The organism is Sinorhizobium alkalisoli (assembly GCF_008932245.1).
Taxonomy (GTDB): domain Bacteria; phylum Pseudomonadota; class Alphaproteobacteria; order Rhizobiales; family Rhizobiaceae; genus Sinorhizobium; species Sinorhizobium alkalisoli.
In genome coordinates, this window is record NZ_CP034909.1 from 784,765 (window position 1) to 803,883 (window position 19,119).

At 63.1% G+C, this 19,119-nt stretch carries 19 protein-coding genes; 9 read left to right on the forward strand and 10 right to left on the reverse strand.

Annotated features, from left to right (window positions below; translation table 11 throughout):
- The first annotated feature begins 99 nt into the window (after nucleotides 1-99).
- Together EKH55_RS03780 and EKH55_RS03785 are read left to right on the forward strand one after the other, a co-directional pair.
- Complete coding sequence (locus tag EKH55_RS03780; RefSeq protein WP_069460609.1) at nucleotides 100-1,593, forward strand: leucyl aminopeptidase; 1,494 nt, start codon at nucleotides 100-102, stop codon at nucleotides 1,591-1,593.
- A 38-nt stretch (nucleotides 1,594-1,631) separates the two neighbouring features.
- Nucleotides 1,632-2,081, forward strand: a complete 450-nt coding sequence (locus EKH55_RS03785; RefSeq protein ID WP_069460610.1) for a DNA polymerase III subunit chi — start codon at nucleotides 1,632-1,634, stop codon at nucleotides 2,079-2,081.
- A 100-nt stretch (nucleotides 2,082-2,181) separates the two neighbouring features.
- Here EKH55_RS03785 and EKH55_RS03790 read toward each other — a convergent pair whose 3' ends face one another.
- On the reverse strand, nucleotides 2,182-3,108 hold the full coding sequence (locus EKH55_RS03790) for a Gfo/Idh/MocA family protein (RefSeq protein ID WP_151610994.1): 927 nt from the start codon (nucleotides 3,106-3,108) through the stop codon (nucleotides 2,182-2,184).
- Between the two features lie 174 nt (nucleotides 3,109-3,282).
- Here EKH55_RS03790 and EKH55_RS03795 point away from each other — a divergent pair, with 174 nt between their 5' ends.
- On the forward strand, nucleotides 3,283-4,122 hold the full coding sequence (locus EKH55_RS03795) for a GNAT family N-acetyltransferase (RefSeq protein WP_151610995.1): 840 nt from the start codon (nucleotides 3,283-3,285) through the stop codon (nucleotides 4,120-4,122).
- A 49-nt stretch (nucleotides 4,123-4,171) separates the two neighbouring features.
- On the opposite strand, the gene EKH55_RS03800 is transcribed toward EKH55_RS03795, so the two are convergent.
- Nucleotides 4,172-6,061, reverse strand: a complete 1,890-nt coding sequence (locus EKH55_RS03800; protein ID WP_069460613.1) for an ABC-F family ATP-binding cassette domain-containing protein — start codon at nucleotides 6,059-6,061, stop codon at nucleotides 4,172-4,174.
- 316 nt (nucleotides 6,062-6,377) lie between these two features.
- Between EKH55_RS03800 and EKH55_RS03805 the strand changes: the two genes are divergently transcribed.
- Both EKH55_RS03805 and EKH55_RS03810 read left to right on the forward strand, forming a co-directional pair.
- Nucleotides 6,378-6,656 carry a hypothetical protein gene (locus EKH55_RS03805; protein ID WP_192803742.1) on the forward strand — a complete coding sequence of 93 codons (279 nt, stop codon included), beginning with the start codon at nucleotides 6,378-6,380 and terminating at the stop codon, nucleotides 6,654-6,656.
- 276 nt (nucleotides 6,657-6,932) lie between these two features.
- On the forward strand, nucleotides 6,933-9,602 hold the full coding sequence (locus tag EKH55_RS03810) for an AMP-binding protein (protein ID WP_151610997.1): 2,670 nt from the start codon (nucleotides 6,933-6,935) through the stop codon (nucleotides 9,600-9,602).
- Here the strand turns inward: EKH55_RS03810 and EKH55_RS03815 are convergent.
- Nucleotides 9,543-10,055 carry a DinB family protein gene (locus EKH55_RS03815; protein ID WP_069460615.1) on the reverse strand — a complete coding sequence of 171 codons (513 nt, stop codon included), beginning with the start codon at nucleotides 10,053-10,055 and terminating at the stop codon, nucleotides 9,543-9,545. The two genes, EKH55_RS03810 and EKH55_RS03815, sit on opposite strands and share 60 nt — an antisense overlap.
- Nucleotides 10,056-10,227: 172 nt before the next feature.
- Between EKH55_RS03815 and EKH55_RS03820 the strand changes: the two genes are divergently transcribed.
- Nucleotides 10,228-10,917 carry a glutathione S-transferase family protein gene (locus tag EKH55_RS03820; RefSeq protein ID WP_069460616.1) on the forward strand — a complete coding sequence of 230 codons (690 nt, stop codon included), beginning with the start codon at nucleotides 10,228-10,230 and terminating at the stop codon, nucleotides 10,915-10,917.
- A 103-nt stretch (nucleotides 10,918-11,020) separates the two neighbouring features.
- The gene (gene ndk, locus EKH55_RS03825) at nucleotides 11,021-11,443 is read left to right on the forward strand and encodes a nucleoside-diphosphate kinase (RefSeq protein WP_034854226.1); all 423 of its coding nucleotides are present in this window, start codon (nucleotides 11,021-11,023) and stop codon (nucleotides 11,441-11,443) included.
- A gap of 72 nt (nucleotides 11,444-11,515) precedes the next feature.
- Here ndk and EKH55_RS03830 read toward each other — a convergent pair whose 3' ends face one another.
- Together EKH55_RS03830 and EKH55_RS03835 are read right to left on the reverse strand one after the other, a co-directional pair.
- On the reverse strand, nucleotides 11,516-12,019 hold the full coding sequence (locus tag EKH55_RS03830) for a hypothetical protein (RefSeq protein ID WP_069460618.1): 504 nt from the start codon (nucleotides 12,017-12,019) through the stop codon (nucleotides 11,516-11,518).
- The gene (locus EKH55_RS03835; protein ID WP_069460619.1) at nucleotides 12,016-12,573 is read right to left on the reverse strand and encodes a CGNR zinc finger domain-containing protein; all 558 of its coding nucleotides are present in this window, start codon (nucleotides 12,571-12,573) and stop codon (nucleotides 12,016-12,018) included. Before EKH55_RS03835 ends, EKH55_RS03830 begins: the two co-directional genes overlap by 4 nt.
- 167 nt (nucleotides 12,574-12,740) lie before the next feature.
- On the opposite strand from EKH55_RS03835, the gene EKH55_RS03840 reads away from it, so the two are divergent.
- A complete protein-coding gene (locus EKH55_RS03840; protein ID WP_151610998.1) occupies nucleotides 12,741-13,637 on the forward strand; it encodes a branched-chain amino acid ABC transporter permease in 897 nt (298 codons plus the stop codon).
- A gap of 118 nt (nucleotides 13,638-13,755) precedes the next feature.
- Here the strand turns inward: EKH55_RS03840 and EKH55_RS03845 are convergent, their stop codons facing one another.
- The 5 genes from EKH55_RS03845 to EKH55_RS03865 form a co-directional block, all read right to left on the reverse strand.
- Nucleotides 13,756-14,220 carry a molybdenum cofactor biosynthesis protein MoaE gene (locus EKH55_RS03845; protein WP_069460621.1) on the reverse strand — a complete coding sequence of 155 codons (465 nt, stop codon included), beginning with the start codon at nucleotides 14,218-14,220 and terminating at the stop codon, nucleotides 13,756-13,758.
- 4 nt (nucleotides 14,221-14,224) lie between these two features.
- The gene (gene moaD, locus EKH55_RS03850) at nucleotides 14,225-14,485 is read right to left on the reverse strand and encodes a molybdopterin converting factor subunit 1 (protein ID WP_069460622.1); all 261 of its coding nucleotides are present in this window, start codon (nucleotides 14,483-14,485) and stop codon (nucleotides 14,225-14,227) included.
- Nucleotides 14,482-15,069, reverse strand: coding sequence for a CDP-diacylglycerol--glycerol-3-phosphate 3-phosphatidyltransferase (pgsA, locus tag EKH55_RS03855; protein ID WP_069460623.1), 588 nt, complete (start codon nucleotides 15,067-15,069; stop codon nucleotides 14,482-14,484). The genes moaD and pgsA overlap by 4 nt, the downstream gene beginning before the upstream one ends.
- Before the next feature lie 233 nt (nucleotides 15,070-15,302).
- Nucleotides 15,303-17,117 carry an excinuclease ABC subunit UvrC gene (gene uvrC, locus EKH55_RS03860; protein ID WP_427915840.1) on the reverse strand — a complete coding sequence of 605 codons (1,815 nt, stop codon included), beginning with the start codon at nucleotides 17,115-17,117 and terminating at the stop codon, nucleotides 15,303-15,305.
- Between the two features lie 206 nt (nucleotides 17,118-17,323).
- On the reverse strand, nucleotides 17,324-18,088 hold the full coding sequence (locus EKH55_RS03865; protein WP_069460625.1) for an SDR family oxidoreductase: 765 nt from the start codon (nucleotides 18,086-18,088) through the stop codon (nucleotides 17,324-17,326).
- A gap of 369 nt (nucleotides 18,089-18,457) precedes the next feature.
- On the opposite strand from EKH55_RS03865, the gene EKH55_RS03870 reads away from it, so the two are divergent.
- A complete protein-coding gene (locus tag EKH55_RS03870) occupies nucleotides 18,458-19,096 on the forward strand; it encodes an outer membrane protein (RefSeq protein WP_151610999.1) in 639 nt (212 codons plus the stop codon).
- Nucleotides 19,097-19,119: the final 23 nt, after the last annotated feature.

Below are 19,119 nucleotides of genomic sequence, written 5' to 3' on the forward strand. Positions count from 1 at the left end.
GCCACGGTTTTGCTCGTGGCCGATATTGCGAATGTCGCCCGCTGTAGCTGCCCGGTAACAGACCGGGCGCCTCCCAATCAGAAGTGTCCGGAGTCCTGAATGCCGATGAAGTTCGAATTCACCTTCATGAAATCCCATCGCCCGGCCGGCGGCGTCGCCGTTCTTCTACAGGTGGCGAACGCCAAGGAAGCGGCCGGCGCAACTGTTACCGATCCTGAAGGCGTTCTCGCCAAGGCAGCAAAGATCGGCAAGTTCACAGGCAAGGCGCTCACGACCCTCGATATCGTCGCCCCGCATGGCTCGCCGGCCGATCGGATCGTCCTTCTCGGCCTCGGTGGCGCGGCGGATGTTACGGATCACGATTGGTTGAAGGCCGGCGGTGCGGCGGCCGCCAAGCTGCGCAAGGTCGAGAAGGCGACGATATTCCTCGATGCTCCGGGCATCGACATCACCGGCAAGGCAGCCGCGGACTTCGCCCTCGGCATGGAAATGAACGCCTATGCTTTCGACAGCTACAAGACGCGCAAGTCCGATGACGAAGCCAAAACGCCCCAGAAGCCGGTAAAGGTCACGATCGTCACCGGCGCCGTGATTGCCGCCAAGAAAGCCTTCGCAACGGCTCTGTCGGTCGGCGAGGGTGTTTTCCTGGCGCGGGACCTCGTTAACGAACCGGCCAATATTCTCGGTCCGGTTGAGTTCGCTGCGCGTGCGAAGGAGCTGGAAAAGCTCGGCGTGGAGGTCGAAATTCTCACCGAGCGGGAGATGAAGAAGCTTGGCATGGGTGCGCTGCTCGGCGTCGCCCAGGGATCGGCCCGGCCGCCGCGGCTCGTCATCATGCAATGGAAGGGTGGCAAGGGGAAGGACAAGCCGCTGGCATTCGTCGGAAAGGGCGTCGTGTTCGATACCGGCGGCATCTCGATCAAGCCGGCCTCCGGCATGGAGGAAATGAAGGGCGACATGGGTGGGGCGGCCGCGGTGACCGGTCTCATGCATGTGCTGGCGGCGCGCAAGGCGGCCGTCAATGCGGTCGGTATCATCGGGCTCGTGGAGAACATGCCGGACGGCAGTGCGCAGCGCCCGGGCGACATCGTGACCTCGATGTCGGGGCAGACGATCGAGGTGATCAATACCGACGCCGAAGGCAGGCTCGTCCTCTGCGATGCGCTCTGGTATTGCATCGATCGCTTCAAGCCGAAAGCGATGATCGATCTGGCGACGCTGACGGGCGCGATCCTGGTGGCGCTCAGCAACCACTATGCCGGCCTGTTCTCCAATGACGATCGTCTGGCCGAGCAATTGCTTGCGGCGGGCACCACCACACAGGAGCGCCTGTGGCGGATGCCGCTCGGCAAGGAATACGACAAGATGATCGACAGCAAGTTCGCCGACATGAAGAACACGGGCGGCCGTCATGGCGGCTCGGTTACGGCTGCCCAGTTCCTCAAACGCTTCGTCAAGGACACGCCCTGGGCGCATCTCGACGTCGCCGGCACGGCCATGGGCTCGCCGACCGACGAGATCAACCAGTCCTGGGGTTCCGGTTTCGGTGTGCGGCTGCTGGACGAACTGGTCCGCGCAAACTACGAATCCTGATCGTTGCGCGAGAGAGTGGGTGCCCGGGAGAGATCGGCATGACCGAGATTCTTTTCTACCACCTGACGGAATCGAAACTCGAGGACGCCCTGCCGCCTTTGCTCGACAAGAGCATCGAGCGCGGGTGGCGCGTGGTGGTGCAGACGGTCGATGTCGAAAGGCGCGACGCTCTCGATACGCATCTCTGGGTCTATCGCGAGGACAGCTTCCTGCCGCACGGCACCGATGCGGGGGAATTCGCGGCCGAGCAGCCGATCCTGATCGTCGCCAACGGGGGCAATCCAAGCGCCGCCACAGTCCGATTCCTTGTCGACGGGGCCGAGCCACCGGAGGTCGCCGGTTACGAACGGGTCGTCTTCATGTTCGATGGATACGACCAGGCGCAGCTCGAGGCGGCGCGTGCCCAGTGGAAGCGGCTCAAGGCCGAGGGGCACAATCTCACTTATTGGCAGCAGAATCGCGATGGACGGTGGGAGAAGAAGGCGTGAATCACGTCCAGCAAACCCCTCCTCACAAGGGGGAGGGGTTGGGGAGGGGTGAACAAGCGGCGACCGAGAACGATAGCGAGACGACTTCCGCCGCCACGTCTCAATCGTGAAACGTCTCGACGAACTTGCGGCGCCCGAGCATGAAGGCATCGGCGACGTGCCGGAGCGGCGCCAGGTCGACATCCGATCTGCCGGTTTTGATAATTTCGGCAAAGCGCCGATAGAGCATCGGATATTCCTGCTCGGGCTCCTCGTGGACGATCTTCCCGTCGATGGCGAGCTTTGCGCCGCCTTCGGAGAGAACCATTTCGCCGGCCTCGGTTTCCGCGCTGATGTCCCAGCTCTGCTTGCCCGTCTGCCGCCAATCGAATTCGGCGGCGACGTCGAGCTTCTCGGCGTCGCTGAACGTGATCGAAGCGGCGATCGGCGCATCGCGGTTCTCCGGGAATTCGAGCGTTGCAGAGGTTATGAAGATCGGGCGCGGCAGGATATGGGTGATGATAGAAAGGGCATTGATGCCCGGGTCGAAGACACCGAGCCCGCCGGCAGCCCATATCCATGCCTGATTCGGGTGCCAGTGCCGCACATCCTCCTTCCAGATGATCCGGACGTTGCGGATCGTGGTCGAGGCGAGAAAGGCCCTGGCCGCTTCGACCGCGGGTGCATAGCGCGAATGCCAGCTCGCAAATAGGGAAACGTTCTTTTCGGCGGCACGCGCCTCGAGGTCGGCGACCTCGCTCAAGGTGGCGCCCGGCGGCTTTTCGAGGAAGACATGCTTGCCGGCCGCAAGGGCGGTATGAGCTGCTTCGTAGCGATATTGCGGCGGCATGCAGAGCGACACCGCCTCGATCGCAGGCACTGCTTCCAGCATTGCCTCGATCGACTTGAAGTTGTCGATGCCGTCCACGGTTCCATGGCGGCTCGCAGCCGCGATCAACTGGTAATCGGCGTTCTTCTGGAGCGCCGGCAGGTGCTGATCGCGCACGATCTTGCCGACGCCGACTATGGCAATCTTGATGGGGGACATGATGTTTCGCCCTGATTAGTATGACTTATTGCCGCTGTTGTAGCAGATTGGGGAGAGCGGGCAAGCGGGCTTCGCACTACGGATCAAAGCTGCCAGTCTGGGCACAAAATGCCAACAGGAAAGTTAGACGCCAAGTCCGCGATCCGAGCTTGAGCCAGACGTCAAGGAGTTGCCATGCCGACCATCCGCCACGCGACGCGCGCCGAACTCGATACGATCATCGAGTGGGCCGCAAGGGAAGGTTGGAACCCCGGACTTGAAGATGCCAACGCATTCTGGGCCGCCGATCCGCAGGGCTATTGGGTTGCCACGCAGGACGATGCGCTGGCGGCGGCCATCTCCGTCGTGCGTTATGGCAATCAGCATGCCTTTCTCGGCCTCTATATCGCCGAGCCGGCCTTTCGGGGCAGGGACATCGGCCTTCAACTGTGGAGACACGTGATCGAAAGCGCCGAGGGCCGGACGATCGGTCTCGACGGAGTCGTCGCCCAGCAGGAAAACTACCGAAGATCCGGATTCTCATGGGCGCATGCGAATATCCGCTATGGCGGGACGGCCAATGTCATCGAGCCGCCTGGTACCGACCTCGTCGATGCCGCGCCGGTTCATGCTGCGGCGCTGATCGACTATGACAGCCGCTTCAACCCGGCCCGGCGCGATGCGTTTCTACACGAATGGACCAAACAGTTACAAACGCGCCGCAGCATCGTGCTGCTGCGCGATGGCATCATTGTCGGCTACGGCGCGATCCGCGCCTGCCGCGATGGCTTCAAGATCGGCCCGCTTTTCGCCGACAGCGAGACCGGTGCCGATCTGATCTTTCGAAAGCTCGCCGCCGGCGTCAAAGGTGCGCGGGTCCATCTCGACATTCCCGAGCCGAATGCCTCGGCGCGGGCGCTTTGCGTGCGCTACAATTTGAAGCCGGTCTTCGAGACCGCGCGCATGTATCGGGGGCGGGCGCCGGATCTGCCCCTGGCGCGGATCTATGGGGTAACGACCTTCGAGCTTGGCTGATGATCGGCGATCCCGGGCAAATCCGTAGGGACACTTTGCGGAGCCATGCTCAGTCCGCCATCGCCTCCTCGTACTCGGCAGACAGCATGAGCCATTGCTCCTCGGCCTCAGCCAGTTTGGCAGCCGCCTCGGCACGTTCCTTCGCCCTTTGGGCGGCTTTGGCCGGCGCCTTTTCGTAGAGCGCGGGGTCGGCGAGTTCGGTATCGAGCGCCTGAATCTGTTTCTCCAGTTTTCCCGTCAAGGACTCGATCTCGTTGATCTTTTTCTTAAGCGGCGCCAGTGAGGCGCGCTTATCGGCATTGGCCTTGCGCTGGTCGGCCTTCGACAGCGCCTCATCCGCACCATTCGCCTTCTGCCTGTCATCCCGAGCCTTCGGGCCGCCGACGATAAGGCTTCGGTAGTCTTCGAGATCGCCATCGTAGCTCGTAACCGTTCCGTCACTTACCAGCCACAGGCGATCGGCGGTCGCCTCGATCAGGTGCCGGTCATGCGAGATCAGAATGACGGCGCCGGAATAGTCGTTGAGCGCGGAGATCAGCGCATTGCGGCTGTCGATGTCCAGGTGGTTGGTCGGCTCGTCGAGGATGAGCAGGTTCGGCTGATCGAAGGCGGCGAGCCCCATCAGCAGCCTTGCCTTCTCGCCGCCGGAGAGATCTTTGGCGGCCGTGTCCATCTTTTCCGTCGCGAGCCCCATTTGCGCCACGCGTGATCGCACCTTTGCTTCCGGCGCGTCCGGCATAAGACGGCGCACGTGCTCCACCGCGCTTTGTGTCGGGACGAGATCGTCGAGCTGGTGCTGGGCGAAGAAACCGATCTTCAGGCCGGGTGCGACGCGCACATCGCCGGCGTCAGCCGCGAGGCGGCCCGAGATGAACTTCGCAAAGGTGGACTTGCCGTTGCCGTTGGAGCCGAGGAGCGCAATGCGGTCGTCGGCGTCGATGCGGAGGTTCAGCCTCTTCAGGACCGGCTTGTCGGGCTCGTAGCCGACGGCGCCGCCCTGGACAGCGACAATGGGCGAGGCCACCTGCTTTTCCGGGGCCGGGAAGATGAAACCCTGCACATGCTCCTCGATTACCGCCGCGACGGTGCCCATGCGCTCCAGCGCCTTGATGCGGCTTTGGGCCTGGCGTGCCTTCGTCGCCTTTGCTCTGAAGCGGTCGATGAAGCTCTGCAGGTGCTTGCGCGCGGCCTCGTTCTTGGCGCGCGCCTTCATCTGCAATTCGTTGGCCTCCGCCTTCTGCCGTTCGAACTGGTCGTAGGAGCCGCGGTAGAAGGTGAGTTTCTTCTGGTCGAGGTGCACGATCGCGTTGACCGCCGTATTCAGGAGATCGCGGTCGTGGCTGATGATGATGACCGTGTGCGGATAGCGGCGAATGTAGTCCTCGAGCCAGAGCGTGCCTTCGAGGTCGAGATAGTTGGTCGGCTCGTCGAGCAGGAGCAGGTCCGGCTCGGAAAAGAGCACGGACGCGAGTGCCACGCGCATCCGCCAGCCACCGGAGAAGGCTGAGGCCGGGCGCTTCTGTGCCTCGTGATCGAAGCCGAGGCCGGAGAGGATGCTCGCCGCGCGTGCTTCAGCCGAGTGGGCGCCGATATCGGCAAGCCGCGTCTGGATCTCGGCGATCCGATGGGCGTCCGTCGCCGTTTCCGCCTCGGCGAGAAGCGCCGTGCGCTCCCTGTCTGCCTTCAGAACGATCTCGATCAGTGGCTCGTCCGTGCCCGGCGCTTCCTGCGCCACCTGACCGATCCGCGCGTTCTTCGGCAACGAAACATTGCCGGTCTCGGCCGCAAGCTCGCCCGTGATGATGCGGAAAAGTGTCGACTTACCGGCGCCGTTTCGACCGACGAGTCCCGCCTTTGTGCCCGTCGGAAGCGTCACGGAAGCGTTGTCGATGAGAAGACGGCCCGCTATGCGGGCGGAAAGGCCGGTGATCTGGATCATGCCGGCCTTTTGCCCGGACTCTTTGAGGAAGGCAAGGGGCCGCAGATTCCGCTTCAGCGGGGTCCGATATGCCTGCGGCCGGCATTTTCAAGAGGGGATTGTTATCGGATCATGGACAACGTGTTCCGATAATCAATACTTCCAAACCTCATGATGAGGCCCCACATCTAAAACGAAGGGCTAACCGCTCTTCCGACCGCTTGGCATCGGATTGAACGCTACCGGCTCGGCCGCCGCGTTCGATTTGACCGGTCCGACCAATGTGGCCGTGAGAAAACCATCGTTCAAGCGAACGACCGATCTGGAGTGATTGATCATGAGGAATGCAATCCAAACTGCTCTTGCCGCCGCCCTCGTCGCCACCGCGGTCCTCGGCGGGGCCACCGCCGCCTTCGCGGGCGGCAGCTACTACGAAGGCGTCAGCCCGACCCCGCTCTACACCGGACGCACGGCCAAGGCGGGTGGCGAGACTGTCCGTTACAATGCGAACGGCACCATCGACCGGACCGCCACCGGCTCGGTCTACGGCTATGCACCGCAGCCGAAGGCGATCCCGGGCGGCGAAGGCGAATATTACCAGGGCCTTAGCCGCTGAACTGCCGCGGCGCGGGCATTCTGCCCGCGCTCGCCCGATCCTCCCAAGCACCTGGCTTCGCTCAGCGAAGCCGGGTTCGCTTATTCGGCGCATGGACGGCCCTGGTTCGGAGGTCGGGCGTTTTCGACCGCCGGAGAGTAGATGTGGTCGCTGCCGTCCTTTTCGGCATCTGCCAACGCCAAGGCGAGTTCGGCCGGCGCTGGAACTCCGCGCCAGCGGCTGCGCCATCACCATACTTGACTCTCAGAGTCATCAATAATATGCCGCCTCGCCAGAATGGAGGCGATATTGGGGCCTGGGGATACTTCGAATTTTCCGTTTCGCGTTTCGGCACTGGCGGCCAGGGGCGAGAAGCCGGCGCTCCTGTTTCCCGGCGGCCGGGTCGTCACGTATCGGGATTTGGCCGAGCGCGTCGACCGTCTCGCGAGGCTCTGGCGCGGCCGGCGCGGCCTGGTCATGGTCGAGGCGGACCTCTCGGAGCATGCGGTCGTCGGTTATCTGGCCGCGCTCGAGGCCGGTCACGCCGTCGCCATGCAGACGCCCTGCGGCGCAGAGACGGACTGCGCCGTCTTCAGGCCGGAATATCGCTACCGCCGTTTCGACGGGCGCTGGCGTATCGAGCGGCTCGAGGGCGACCCAGTGATGCCCCATCCTGATCTCGCCGTCCTCCTTTCGACATCCGGCAGCACCGGACAAGGCAAGAGCGTCCGCCTTTCCGCGGGCAATATTTGCTCCAATGCACAGGCCATAGCCGAATATCTCGGTCTCACGGCGGCGGACAGAGCCTGCCTTATTCTGCCGCTCCACTATTCCTATGGGCTTTCCGTGCTGAACGCCCATCTCTCTGTTGGCGCCAGTGTCTATTTGCCGGGCGGCTCCATTCTCGACGAGAGCTTCCTAGACGGGCTTGCCGGGAGCGTCAGTACCAATTTTTCGGGCGTTCCCTATTCCTTCGAACTCCTGGAGAAGGTGGGCTTTCGCGAGCGCGCCTTTGCGTCGTTGCGCTTCATGACGGTTGCCGGCGGGCGTTTGGCGTCCGAGACCATTCGCCTCTACAACGAACACCTCACCGCCCGCGACGCTTCCCTGTTCGTGATGTATGGTCAGACGGAGGCGACCGCCCGCGTGGCCTATATGCCGCCGGAGCATCTTCGCGGCCGGGAGGATCGCATCGGCATCGCGGTCCCCGGCGGCAGCCTGGCAATCGAGGATGAAGAAGGCCGGCTGATCTCCGGCGTGGATCAGCCGGGCGAGCTTGTCTATCGCGGTCCAAATGTGATGATGGGCTACGCCCAATCGCGGGAGGATCTCGCGCGCGGCGCCGACCTTCGCGAACTCAGGACCGGCGACCTCGCCATGCGGGATGCGGACGGATTTTTCCGCATCATCGGTCGAACCAGGCGCATGTCGAAAATTGCTGGCCTTCGTATCGGGCATGACAGCCTGGAAGCCGCGCTCGAACGTCACGGAATTGCCGCCGCCGTCACCGGCGACGATGCCGAGATCCATGCCCATTACGTCGGCGAATGCGGCTCGGAGGCCGTCCGCCGGCTCCTAGTCGCCGCAAGCGGCCTGACCCTGCTGCAGGTCAAAGCCTCGCGTGTCGCCGCATTGCCGCGCCTGCCGTCGGGCAAGATCGACTACCAGGCGCTACGCGATCGCGCGGGCAGGGCGGATGCAGTTGCTGAAAGCAAAGACGTACAGGGCCTGTTCGAACAGCTCTTCTTTCCGGCAAGGGTTCGGCCCGGGGACAGCTTTCTGTCGCTGGGCGGCGATTCCCTCCGTTTCGTGCAATTGTCGCTCGGCCTCGAGAAGATCCTCGGCGAAGCGCCGGAAAAATGGGAACGAATGTCGGTCCGGGACCTGGCGGCCATGGACCGAAGCGTGAGCAAACGCCCGCAGGTCGGCATCGATCTGGTCATCCGCGCGTTGGCGATCTTGCTGGTCGTGGTCCATCACGAAACCCTTTGGCCGATCCCGGGTGGGGCGGCCGCAATGGTCATTCTCGTTGGTTTCGGTTTCGCGCGGTTCCAGAGCGGATCGCTTATTTCCGGCTCGCTCAAGCAGCTGTTGCGGCCGCTCGTCCACATTCTCGTCCCCTATTATCTGATCGTCGCGGCCTACGCGCTTGCCTGGGGTGAAGTGCCCTGGGCTTCCGTCTTCCTCGTGGGCAATTTCGGCTTGGCCGACCCGGAGCGCCACAGCATGGTGCCCTATCTCTACTGGTTCATAGAGGCCTATTGCCAGATGCTGCTGGTGTTCGCAGCCCTGTTTGCCCTACCTTTCGCCCGGCGTTCGGCGGCCGCCCGGCCCTTCGAAACCGGCATGGTTTTCCTTGCCGCCGGTCTCGCGGCTCGGCTCGTGCTGCCGCAATTCTGGGATATCGGCAATCGTCAGATCTTCACCCTGCCGTGGATATTCTATCTTGCAGCTGTCGGCTGGTGTGCGGCGGTCGCCGAAACCCCGCGTCAGCGGCTCGCGTTGATGGTGGCAGGCGCGTCGATTTTCCTCTACTTCGGCATCTACAAGGGCGTCTGGGTCGGCACCAAGATCAAATATCTCCTGCAGATCGCCGTGCTCGCGGGGCTCCTGTTCCTGCCTCGCATCCGTCTGCCGCAATGGGGCACGCAACTGATCCTGCCCGTGTCCGCGGCAGGTTTTCATATCTACATCCTTCACCGCTTCGTGCCGGAGCTCCTGCTTCTGCCGGCGCAGCCGCTGCTGCCGCCCGCCGCCTATTCGCTCCTGGCAATTGCCGGCGGCATCCTGCTCGGCCTTGCGGCATGGGCGGCGCAGCGCCAGCTCTACGCATGGCTTTCACGCACCCGAAACCGCCTCCGTCCGATGGAATGGTCGAACGCGACCCGGCGCTGGACGATTTTTACCTCAGGCCGCCCACTTCTCGCCGTCGGTCCGCAGAAAGAAAACCAGGTCCAGCGTCAGTGAAGGGCGGCCGAGCGCGGTGAGGGTGGCGTGCGCCTGGCCGCGATGGTGGGTCTGGTGGTTGAAGAAGTGGGCAAGCGTCGGTCCGAGCTTCTGCCTGATCTCGCCCGGCATGGTGATGGGCGTGTAGGTGAAATGCGCGCCAAGTCGCGCCTCGTCGAGACCGTCGACATAGCTGATGATGCGCTCGTCTTCGATCCGGCGCGCCACCTCCAGGCCGGCGAGATCATCGTGCAGGATCTGGTCGAGCCGTGTTGGTGCGTCGCCTTCTCCGCAAAAGCGCCTCATCCAGATCCGGTCGGCGGCGAGGATATGGTTGAGCGTGGCATGCAGCGATCCGAAAAAGGCTCCCTTGTCCGTGCGGTATTCCGCATCGGATAACTCCGAAGCGGCGGCATAGAGCTGGCGGTTGGCCCAACGATTGTAATCGGCAAACATCCGGTAATGATCGAGCATCGGCTTCTCCGTGGACTGGCCCTGTTGGAGCAGCCTACAGCGAACAGGCATTTCCGTGTGGAATGCAATTCATGAAATTTACTGATTTGATCGGACGGCGTCGTTGACGTCCTATGGGCCGCCTACTGCATGTCCTTTGGCTCGAGGACACAATCGCTGATCTGGAGATGGAATGATCCGCAAACTTTATGCCCTCTGCGGCACCGACCGCACGCGCCCCTTCTCGCCCCATGTGTGGAAGACCAAGCTTTCCCTGATGCATAAGGGGCTCGATTTCGACGTGGCCCCCGTCGGCTTCACGCAGATCCCGAGGATTGAGCAGGGCGCAACGAAGATAGTGCCCCTGCTGCGCGATGGCGACAGGCTCGTCAGCGACAGTTTCGATATCGCTCTCCATCTCGAGGCAACCTATCCCGAACGCCCGCCGCTCTTCGGCGGCGAGGGCGGCAAGGCGGCCGCCCGCTTCGTCGAGGGCTGGTCGCAGATGACGCTGCACCCGATGATCGGGCGCATTGCCATCATGGATATCCACGACCGCCTTGATCCGGTCGACCGGGCCTATTTCCGGCAAAGCCGCGAGCAGCGCTTCGGCAAGCCGCTCGAGGCGGTGGCCGAAGCAGGGCAGGCCGATATCGAAACCTTTTCGGCCAAGCTCGAACCGCTCCGCCACATGCTGAAGTTCCAGCCCTTCCTCGGCGGAGACGGTCCGCTTTTCTCAGACTATATCGTCTTCGGCGCACTGCAATGGGCGCGGATCGTTTCGCGGCAGTGCCTGCTCGCGGACGGTGACTTGGTAACCGCCTGGTTCGAGCGCTGTCTCGACCTGCACGACGGTTTCGGCCGCTCCGTGACAGCGGCGTGAAACTACAGACGGCTGCGGCGAATCATCACCGCGCCCCCTTGTTTTGCGCGGCATTGGCGGCTAAGGGAACCGCCACTTTCTCCAGAAACGAGGATCTGTGCCAATGGCGATTGAACGTACCTTTTCGATGATCAAGCCGGATGCGACGAAGCGCAACCTGACCGGCGCCATCACCAAGATGCTCGAAGACGCCGGCCTGCGGGTCGTCGCTTCGAAGCGCGTGTGGATGAGCCGCCGCGAGGCTGAAGGCTTCTACGCCGTCCACAAGGAGCGCCCGTTCTTCGGCGAACTGGTCGAGTTCATGTCCTCCGGCCCGACGGTCGTTCAGGTTCTCGAAGGCGAGAACGCGATTGCCAAGAACCGCGAAATCATGGGCGCCACCAACCCGGCCAATGCCGACGAAGGCACCATCCGTAAGGTCTTCGCGCTGTCGATCGGCGAAAACTCCGTTCACGGTTCCGACGGTCCGGAAACGGCCGCCGAGGAAATCGCTTACTGGTTCGCCGGCACCGAGATCGTCGGCTGAATCAAAATCTTCGCTTCGGGCCGCAACGGCTTGAAACGATTCCATGAACGGGGCGGCGACGCCCCGTTTGCTTTATGCCGGGCAGGCGGCCATGTCGAACTGCATCGGCGCCAGACCGTCGCGGAAGACCTCCGGATTCTTGTCATAGGCCGGCCCCACCACCAGGGGCCTCGCCGGCAGGACATCCTGATCGACGTCGGACGTCACCGTCGTTTCCAATTTCTGCAGCGTTGCTCCGTCCGGCCCCTTGACCTCGATCGTCACGGCATAGGGCCTCTCTTTCCTGACGCAGGTGACATCGGGGCTTTCCAGCACGATTTTGTCGAGCTTGGGGAAGAGCTTGCGCGTGAGTGTCAGCGGCTCGCCGCCGGCGGGGTTCTCGAAACTCGCCACCACGACACTGCCGTCTGGGACGGGTTCGGTCTTGTTGAGTGTAATCATGTAGGTGGCGTAAGCCAGCCGGTAGTTGAACACGAATATCTTGCCGGTGAGCTTTAACGGGTCGGGCCCGGTCTCGCGCTGGCAGCCGATAAGAGCCACCGCGGCCAGGACGGCGCAAATAGCTATTCTCTTCATGGCTGCGTTTCCTCTCTGCGGCGATAGTGACGCCTGGCCTTGGAGCGGTTGCCGCAAACCGCCATGTCGCACCAGGTGCGGCTCCTGTTGCGGCTGCGGTCGAGAAACAGCCATTCGCAATTGGGGCAGATTTTCAGTCGGTCCGGCTCCGGATTGGAGACGAGGCTGAGCGCCGAATGCGCCGTCGCCGCGTCGAGGGCGATGTTGCCGCCGCGTTGCGGGGTCCGGCGCAGGACGGCGGCGATTGCTTCCAGAAGATCTGCGAGAAGATCGGGCCGGTCCTGGTCCAGTACCTTCGCCCGGAAATGACGGTCCGCTGCCTCGCGCAAGTCCAGAAATGATTTGCGGTGTTCGGGCCGCGCCCGACCGAGCGGCCCGAAGCGCTGCCGCTCGGCGCCGTAGAGATTGGCGGCGTCGGCGAAGGAGTCCATTGCCGCGAAATCGGCGAAACGGTCGATCCTGCGCTGCGGATCGAAGCGCAGGACGACGGAATTGGCGACGTCCAGCGCCAGGGCGCCCCCGGCGAATCGATGTGCAGTCCAGGTGAAGCTCATGTCGGAAATACTAACTGGCAAAACCAGGTTTGCAAGTTATATTGCATCTGTCGACGGGCCGTAATGGCAAAGCTTCGGGCGGGTTCCCGATCCGCCGCCGCAGTTCGCGATGTAAATTGAGCTTCTGTGAACCCGGATCATCTCGGGGGTGCGTTACGGGAGATGCCATGGCCTATTTTCTTCAGCAGATCGCCAACGCCGCACCCGTGGCCGCGCTGTATGCGGCGCTCGCCTTCGGCTATGCCATCGCCTTCGCCGTGACGAGGCGGGCCGATCTGACCTATGGCGCGCTCTTCGCCTTCGCCGGACAGATCTTTGTGCTCTTTGCCGACTTCGGCTGGAACCGCCTTTGGCTCGTGCTGCCTGCCGCCCTTGGGGTCGGGGCTGCTGCGGCCCTTGCATTCGGCCTTGGTGCCGGCCTCGTCGCAGGGCGCTACGTCATGCGTCCGCTCGCCTTTTCATCCGCAAACGCCGTGGTCGTCGCCTCTCTGGGTAGTCTGCTGGTGCTCATGGAAACGGCGCGTCTTGCGTCGGATACGCGCAGCCTCTGGCTGCCGCCGTTCCTGAACGAGGTCATCGTCTTTTGGCCGAACCCGCGGTTTCCCGTGACCCTGACCACCGTTCAACTGGTGAATACCGGGCTGATGACAGCGCTGGTTGCCGGAGGGCACTGGTTGCTCACCCATTCCTATGCCGGCCGTTACTGGCGCGCCGTCTCGGAAGATCGTGAGGCGGCCGCCCTTTGCGGTGTCGATCCATCGGCCGTCTATATCGCCGCCTATGGCGCGGCCGCACTGATTGCCATTGTCTGCGGAGTTCTTGCCGCATCCTACTACGGCAACATGGATTTCGGCATGGGCCTGAGCTTCGGGGTGAAGGTGCTCTTCATCGCCGCGATCGGCGGCCAGACGGCGCCTCTTCTTGCAGCCTGCGGCGCGGCCGGCGTGGGGCTCCTGGAGACGCTATGGAGCGCTTACGGACCGATCCTCTGGCGGGACTTTGCGATCTTCGGTTTTCTGGTCGTCGTCCTGGTCGTGACGCGTCGGGAGAAGACGATCCCATAGAAGCCGCCCACAGCCGAGTCTTCCTCCTCGCAGGGCCGGCTTCGGTGATCGGTGCGGACGTGGTGCGACTGACGCAATGGTGGGGTGAGTGGTGAAACGCGTTCCCCCTGCAACGTGGTCAGTCTTCCCACCGCTCGCGCGCCGCGTCGTCCACGTCCCTGGCGCTGACCCATTCGCCGGCGCTGCCGTCGGCGTGATGCTCTTTCTTCCAGAAGGGGGCCGAGGTCTTGAGGAAGTCCATGATGAAATTCGCGCCGTCGAAGGCCGCTTGCCTGTGCGGCGAGGCGGCAATCACCAGGACGATGTTCTCGCCGGGATTGATCCGGCCGAAGCGGTGAATGGCGGTCGCCGCCTGCAGGCCGAAGCGCGTCGTTGCCTCGTGGCAGATGCGACGGATCTCGGCCTCCGCCATGCCGGGGTAATGTTCGAGTTCAAGTGCATTGAGCGCGCCCGCCTCGTCGCGGCAGAGTCCGGAAAAGCTGACCACCGCGCCAATGTCCGTCCGCCCGCGGCGAAGCGCGGAGAGCTCGGCAGCGAGGTCGAAGTCCTCCAGCTGGACGCGCACGGTGACGGGCGCAGCCATGGTCCTAGCCGCCCGTCATCGGAGGAAAGAGAGCGATCTCGCGGGCGCCGGCGACCGGTTCGCCATGCGCGACATGTTCCCGGTCGATCGCCGCACGGATGACGTTCTCATGCTCCAGCGCCGCCTCATATTCTGCGCCGAGCGTCTTCAGATAAGCCAGCAGATCGGCGATCGTGACGACGTCCGCCGGCAGTTCCAGCGTTTCCTCACCCTTGCCGATCCGCTCGCGGACCCATGAGAAATAGACGAGATTGACGGTGCTCATTCGTTGACCACGTGTTTGAGTCCGGCGCGGAAATAATCATAGCCCGTATAGAGCGTGATCGCCGCCGCGATCCACAGAAGCAGGATACCCGCTTCCGTCGTATAGGGCACGATCTTGTCGCCGGCCGGACCGGCAAGCAGGAAGGCGATCGCCACCATCTGGATCGTCGTCTTCCATTTGGCGACCCGCGTCACCGGCACGCTGACCTTGAGCGCCGCGAGATATTCGCGCAGGCCGGAAACGAGGATCTCCCGGCAAAGAATAATGATCGCCGCCCAGATCGACCAGCCGGCAATCGTGCCGTCGGCGGCCACGAGCAGGAGGATCGAGGCGACCAGCAATTTGTCGGCGATCGGGTCCAGCATTCGGCCGATATTGGAGGTCTGCTTCCAGATGCGGGCGAGATAGCCGTCGAAGAAGTCCGTGATCGAGGCGGTGATGAAGAGCACGAGCGCCGTCCAGCGGGCGAAATCGGAGCTGTGCAGTCGGCCCTCGATGAAGAAGCAGAACACGATCAGCGGCACGATGAGGATGCGGAAATAGGTCAGCAGGTTCGGGATGCTGTAGGCTACGGGCGTTGGCATAGACTCGGTTTCTCTGGACACGACCTCCCCCATTTCCGCGATCTAGGGTTATCGGCGCTGGCTGTTCTGGTTGCGGGGCGAGCGGGACAAGCTTGACGACGGTTTTCCCGTCCCCCCAAGTTTGCACGTGTACAGAATGACTTTGCGACCGCAAGGTCAACAGGTCATTCGAACACCTCTGTCATATTTCCCGGATTCGGCTGAATGCAGGCTGAATTGCGCCACCCGGAAATTCATTTGGTGGCGTCCTCGTGAAAGTGCTCGTAGACGAGGCGGGCGACCGACTCGGAAATGCCGTTCACCGCCATCAGATCGTTGACGCCGGCGCGCGATACCGCCTTGGCGGTGCCGAAGTGGGTGAGAAGCGCGCGCTTGCGGGTCGGGCCGATGCCGGCGATTTCGTCGAGCGGGTTCTTGACCATCTCCTTCTTGCGCCGCGCCCGGTGCGAACCGATGGCAAAGCGGTGCGCCTCGTCGCGAAGCCGCTGGATGAAATAGAGGACCGGATCGCGCGGCGGCAGGGTGAAGCTTTCCCGGCCTTCAGCGAAGAAGCGCTCGCGTCCGGCATCGCGATCGACGCCCTTGGCGACGCCGATCGCCGCCACGCAATCCTCGATCTCGAGTTCCTCCAGAATGGCGCGAACGGCCGTCATCTGTCCCTGGCCGCCGTCGATCAGGATGACGTCGGGCCAGGCCGGAAAGCCGGTCTCCTCGCCTGGATCAGCCGAGCGGTCTGGCTTCCCTTCCTCCTTCAGGAGACGCGAAAAGCGGCGCGTCATAACCTCGCGCATCATGCCGAAATCGTCGCCGGGGGTGATGTCGGTCGATTTGATGTTGAACTTGCGATACTGGCCTTTGACGAAGCCTTCCGGGCCGGCCACCACCATGCCGCCGACCGCATTGGTGCCCATGATGTGCGAGTTGTCGTAGATCTCGATGCGGCGCGGCACGTAAGGGAGCTTGAAGGTGTCCGCAAAGCCCTCGAGCAGCCGCGACTGCGATGCCGTTTCTGCGAGCTTGCGGCCATGTGCCTCGCGCGCGTTGGCGAGGGCGTGGTCGACGAGGTCCTTCTTCTCGCCGCGCTGCGGCACGAGAATCGACACTTTGTAACCGGATTTCTCGGTAAGCGCCTGGGCGAGGAGCTCCTGTTCCGCGACAGCTTCGCAGAGCAGGATCTGCCGCGGGCAGGGCTTGTCGTCATAGAACTGCGCCAGAAAGGCACTGAGCACCTCGCTTGCCGGGAGCGCCGGGTCCGCCTTGGGGAAATAGGCGCGGTTGCCCCAGTTCTGCCCGGTGCGGAAGAAGAACACTTGAATGCAGGAGATCCCGCCTTCATGATGGATGGCGAAGACATCCGCCTCCTCGACGCCCGCCGGGTTGATGCCCTGATGGCTCTGGACGTGGCTGAGTGCTGCCAGCCGGTCGCGATAGAGCGCCGCGCGCTCGAAGTCGAGATTTTCGGAGGCTTCCGCCATGGCGGCGGCGATCGTCTGCTTCACCGCCTGGCTCTTGCCGGAGAGGAAATCCATCGCCTCCCGGACGAGCTCCGCATAATCTTCATCGCTGATCTCGCCCGTGCAGGGCGCCGCGCAGCGCTTGATCTGGTAAAGCAGGCAAGGACGCGTGCGCGTTTCGAAGACGCTGTCGGTGCAGGTCCGGAGCAGGAAGGCGCGCTGCAGCGAATTAATCGTTCGTCCGACGGCGCCGGCCGAGGCGAAGGGGCCGAAATACTCGCCCTTTCGGCTGCGCGCGCCGCGATGCTTGTAGAGTGCAGGGGCGCGGGTGTCGCCGGTGACGACGATATAGGGAAAGGACTTGTCGTCGCGCAGAAGCACGTTGAACCGCGGACGAAGGCGCTTGATCAGGTTCGCCTCGAGCAGCAGCGCCTCGATCTCCGTCCGTGTCGTGACGAATTCCATATTCGCGGTCTCGCGGACCATGCGCGCGATACGGTTGGAGTGGCCGCGCCCCTGCGCGTAGTTGCTCACCCGCTTTTTGAGGCTGCGCGCCTTGCCCACGTAAAGCACGTCGCCGGCCTCGTTGAGCATGCGATAGACACCCGGCCCGTTCGGCAAGCGCTTGACGAAAGCCTGGATCAATTCGGCGCCTTTGAGACCTTCCGTTTCCGGCGGGCCTTCCGCCCACGCGACCGCGCGGACGGGTCGCTCGCTCTCGCTTGCTTCGACGAGGTCTTCGTCGTCGTCCGTCTCGCTGCCGTCATAAAGAATGCCGCCATCCGTGGGCGTTCGCCCGTTCATTCGACTATCTCCCGAATATCCGGCGTCTCCCAGGCGAGGTGTTGCCCGCCGTCGAGCGCGATCATCTGTCCGGTAACCGAGGGCGTCTCGAAAAGGAAGCGGATCGCGCGTCCGAATTCGTCGAGCGTCGGGCCGCGCCTGAGGATCAACGCCTCGACCTGCGCCTCGAAATCCGCTCGGTCCTGCCGGTCGTTGGGCAGCGTCGGGCCCGGTCCAATGCCGTTGACGCGGATGTCGGGGGCAAGCGCCTGCGCCATCGTCCGGGTAGCCGTCCAGAGCGCCGACTTGGACAGCATATAGGAATAAAAGCGGGGATTGGGAGACCAGACACGCTGATCGATCACATTGATGATGAGGCCGGAGACTCCGCCTGGCCGCTGACGGGCGAAATCACCGGCAAGCAGGGACGGGGCCTTCACGTGGAGCGCGAAATGCCGCTCCCACACCGCTTCGTCGAACTGCTCGAGACTGTCCTTGCTGAAGACGGAAGCATTGTTGACGAGAAGATCAAGCGGGCCGATCCGGGCAACGGCCTCCGCAATCAGCCGGGATGCGGCTTCGGCATTGGTTAGGTCCGCCTTCAGCGCGACGGCCCTGACGCCCTCGGCGCCAAGCTCCGCCACCAATGTCTCCGCGTCGGAGAAGGAGCCGTTCGCATGAATGGCGACCGCAAAGCCGTGCGCCGCCAGATCCTTGACTATTGCCCTGCCTATCCGTCGGGCACCGCCCGTGACCAGTGCCGCCTTGAGTGCCCTTTTCAACGTGTCGTCCCGTTCCGCGAATCCTGTTCCAACAGCTCCAAGATATAGGCCGGAAGCAGGCGGCCGAAACACTCCCCGGACGATTCATTTCCAAAAATTTAACGGGATCGGCGCAAATTGAGTTATTTTCTGCGGTTAAAGTATAGTTTTCGTTAATCTCAAGATATAGTTAATAGATACCCTGTTGTGGGAAAGCAACACCGAATTTCCGCCGCGCTGGCGCCACTGAAATTCCATATTTTGGCTCTTGAGAATCCGCATTTGCTGTCCAATTTTCGGTCAACCGGGCGGGTTAATCACAGATGTCCGGAGCCCGCTAAGGGGCACATCGTGCTTGCTTCGGGGCGCCGGTTCGAAAAGGAGAATAGTATGCGTACACTCACCACCACCCTCATGCCTTCGGCCATGGTTCTCGTTGCCTTCCAGGCCGCCCACGCCGCTGATGCGATCTACGAGGTCCCCGCTGCTCCGGCTGCCGAATACACCGAGCCCGCGGTCAAGAACTGGTCGGGCGCCTATGTCGGCGGCACGGCGAACTGGCATCACGGCGAAGCCAATGCTACCGGCGGCAACACCTCGGCCGGTTTCGGCGGCGGCCTCTACGGCGGCTACAACGTCCAGGACGGGCAGATGGTCTATGGCGGTGAAGCCGATATCAACTATGCCGGCAATGATGCCACGCGGGGCGACCGCCGCGTCAAGCAGGGCGTCAACGGCTCGGTTCGCGGTCGCGTCGGCGTCGACGTGAACCCGGTTCTCGTTTATGGCACGGCCGGTGTCGCGCTCGGCAACGCCAAGCTGTCGACCTCAGCAGGCTCGGACGACAAGACGCTGGTCGGCTGGACCGCCGGCGTCGGCGCGGAGACCTTCGTCACCGATAACATCACCGCGCGTGCCGAATACCGCTACACGGACTACGCCTCGAAGGACTTCCGCCCGGGTGGTACGACTGTCTCGTCCGGCTATGACGAGCACAGCGTCCGCCTCGGCATGGGCGTGAAGTTCTGATCCTCCAAGACGGATTGCTAACG

What these genes read in the sequence shown, in the direction of transcription:
- EKH55_RS03780 (WP_069460609.1), top strand. Translation starts at nt 100, where the DNA reads ATGCCGATGAAGTTCGAATTCACCTTCATGAAATCCCATCGCCCGGCC.
- EKH55_RS03785 (WP_069460610.1), top strand. Translation starts at nt 1,632, where the DNA reads ATGACCGAGATTCTTTTCTACCACCTGACGGAATCGAAACTCGAGGAC.
- EKH55_RS03790 (WP_151610994.1), bottom strand. Translation starts at nt 3,108, where the DNA reads ATGTCCCCCATCAAGATTGCCATAGTCGGCGTCGGCAAGATCGTGCGC.
- EKH55_RS03795 (WP_151610995.1), top strand. Translation starts at nt 3,283, where the DNA reads ATGCCGACCATCCGCCACGCGACGCGCGCCGAACTCGATACGATCATC.
- EKH55_RS03800 (WP_069460613.1), bottom strand. Translation starts at nt 6,061, where the DNA reads ATGATCCAGATCACCGGCCTTTCCGCCCGCATAGCGGGCCGTCTTCTC.
- EKH55_RS03805 (WP_192803742.1), top strand. Translation starts at nt 6,378, where the DNA reads ATGAGGAATGCAATCCAAACTGCTCTTGCCGCCGCCCTCGTCGCCACC.
- EKH55_RS03810 (WP_151610997.1), top strand. Translation starts at nt 6,933, where the DNA reads ATGGAGGCGATATTGGGGCCTGGGGATACTTCGAATTTTCCGTTTCGC.
- EKH55_RS03815 (WP_069460615.1), bottom strand. Translation starts at nt 10,055, where the DNA reads ATGCTCGATCATTACCGGATGTTTGCCGATTACAATCGTTGGGCCAAC.
- EKH55_RS03820 (WP_069460616.1), top strand. Translation starts at nt 10,228, where the DNA reads ATGATCCGCAAACTTTATGCCCTCTGCGGCACCGACCGCACGCGCCCC.
- ndk (WP_034854226.1), top strand. Translation starts at nt 11,021, where the DNA reads ATGGCGATTGAACGTACCTTTTCGATGATCAAGCCGGATGCGACGAAG.
- EKH55_RS03830 (WP_069460618.1), bottom strand. Translation starts at nt 12,019, where the DNA reads ATGAAGAGAATAGCTATTTGCGCCGTCCTGGCCGCGGTGGCTCTTATC.
- EKH55_RS03835 (WP_069460619.1), bottom strand. Translation starts at nt 12,573, where the DNA reads ATGAGCTTCACCTGGACTGCACATCGATTCGCCGGGGGCGCCCTGGCG.
- EKH55_RS03840 (WP_151610998.1), top strand. Translation starts at nt 12,741, where the DNA reads ATGGCCTATTTTCTTCAGCAGATCGCCAACGCCGCACCCGTGGCCGCG.
- EKH55_RS03845 (WP_069460621.1), bottom strand. Translation starts at nt 14,220, where the DNA reads ATGGCTGCGCCCGTCACCGTGCGCGTCCAGCTGGAGGACTTCGACCTC.
- moaD (WP_069460622.1), bottom strand. Translation starts at nt 14,485, where the DNA reads ATGAGCACCGTCAATCTCGTCTATTTCTCATGGGTCCGCGAGCGGATC.
- pgsA (WP_069460623.1), bottom strand. Translation starts at nt 15,069, where the DNA reads ATGCCAACGCCCGTAGCCTACAGCATCCCGAACCTGCTGACCTATTTC.
- uvrC (WP_427915840.1), bottom strand. Translation starts at nt 17,117, where the DNA reads ATGCTCAACGAGGCCGGCGACGTGCTTTACGTGGGCAAGGCGCGCAGC.
- EKH55_RS03870 (WP_151610999.1), top strand. Translation starts at nt 18,458, where the DNA reads ATGCGTACACTCACCACCACCCTCATGCCTTCGGCCATGGTTCTCGTT.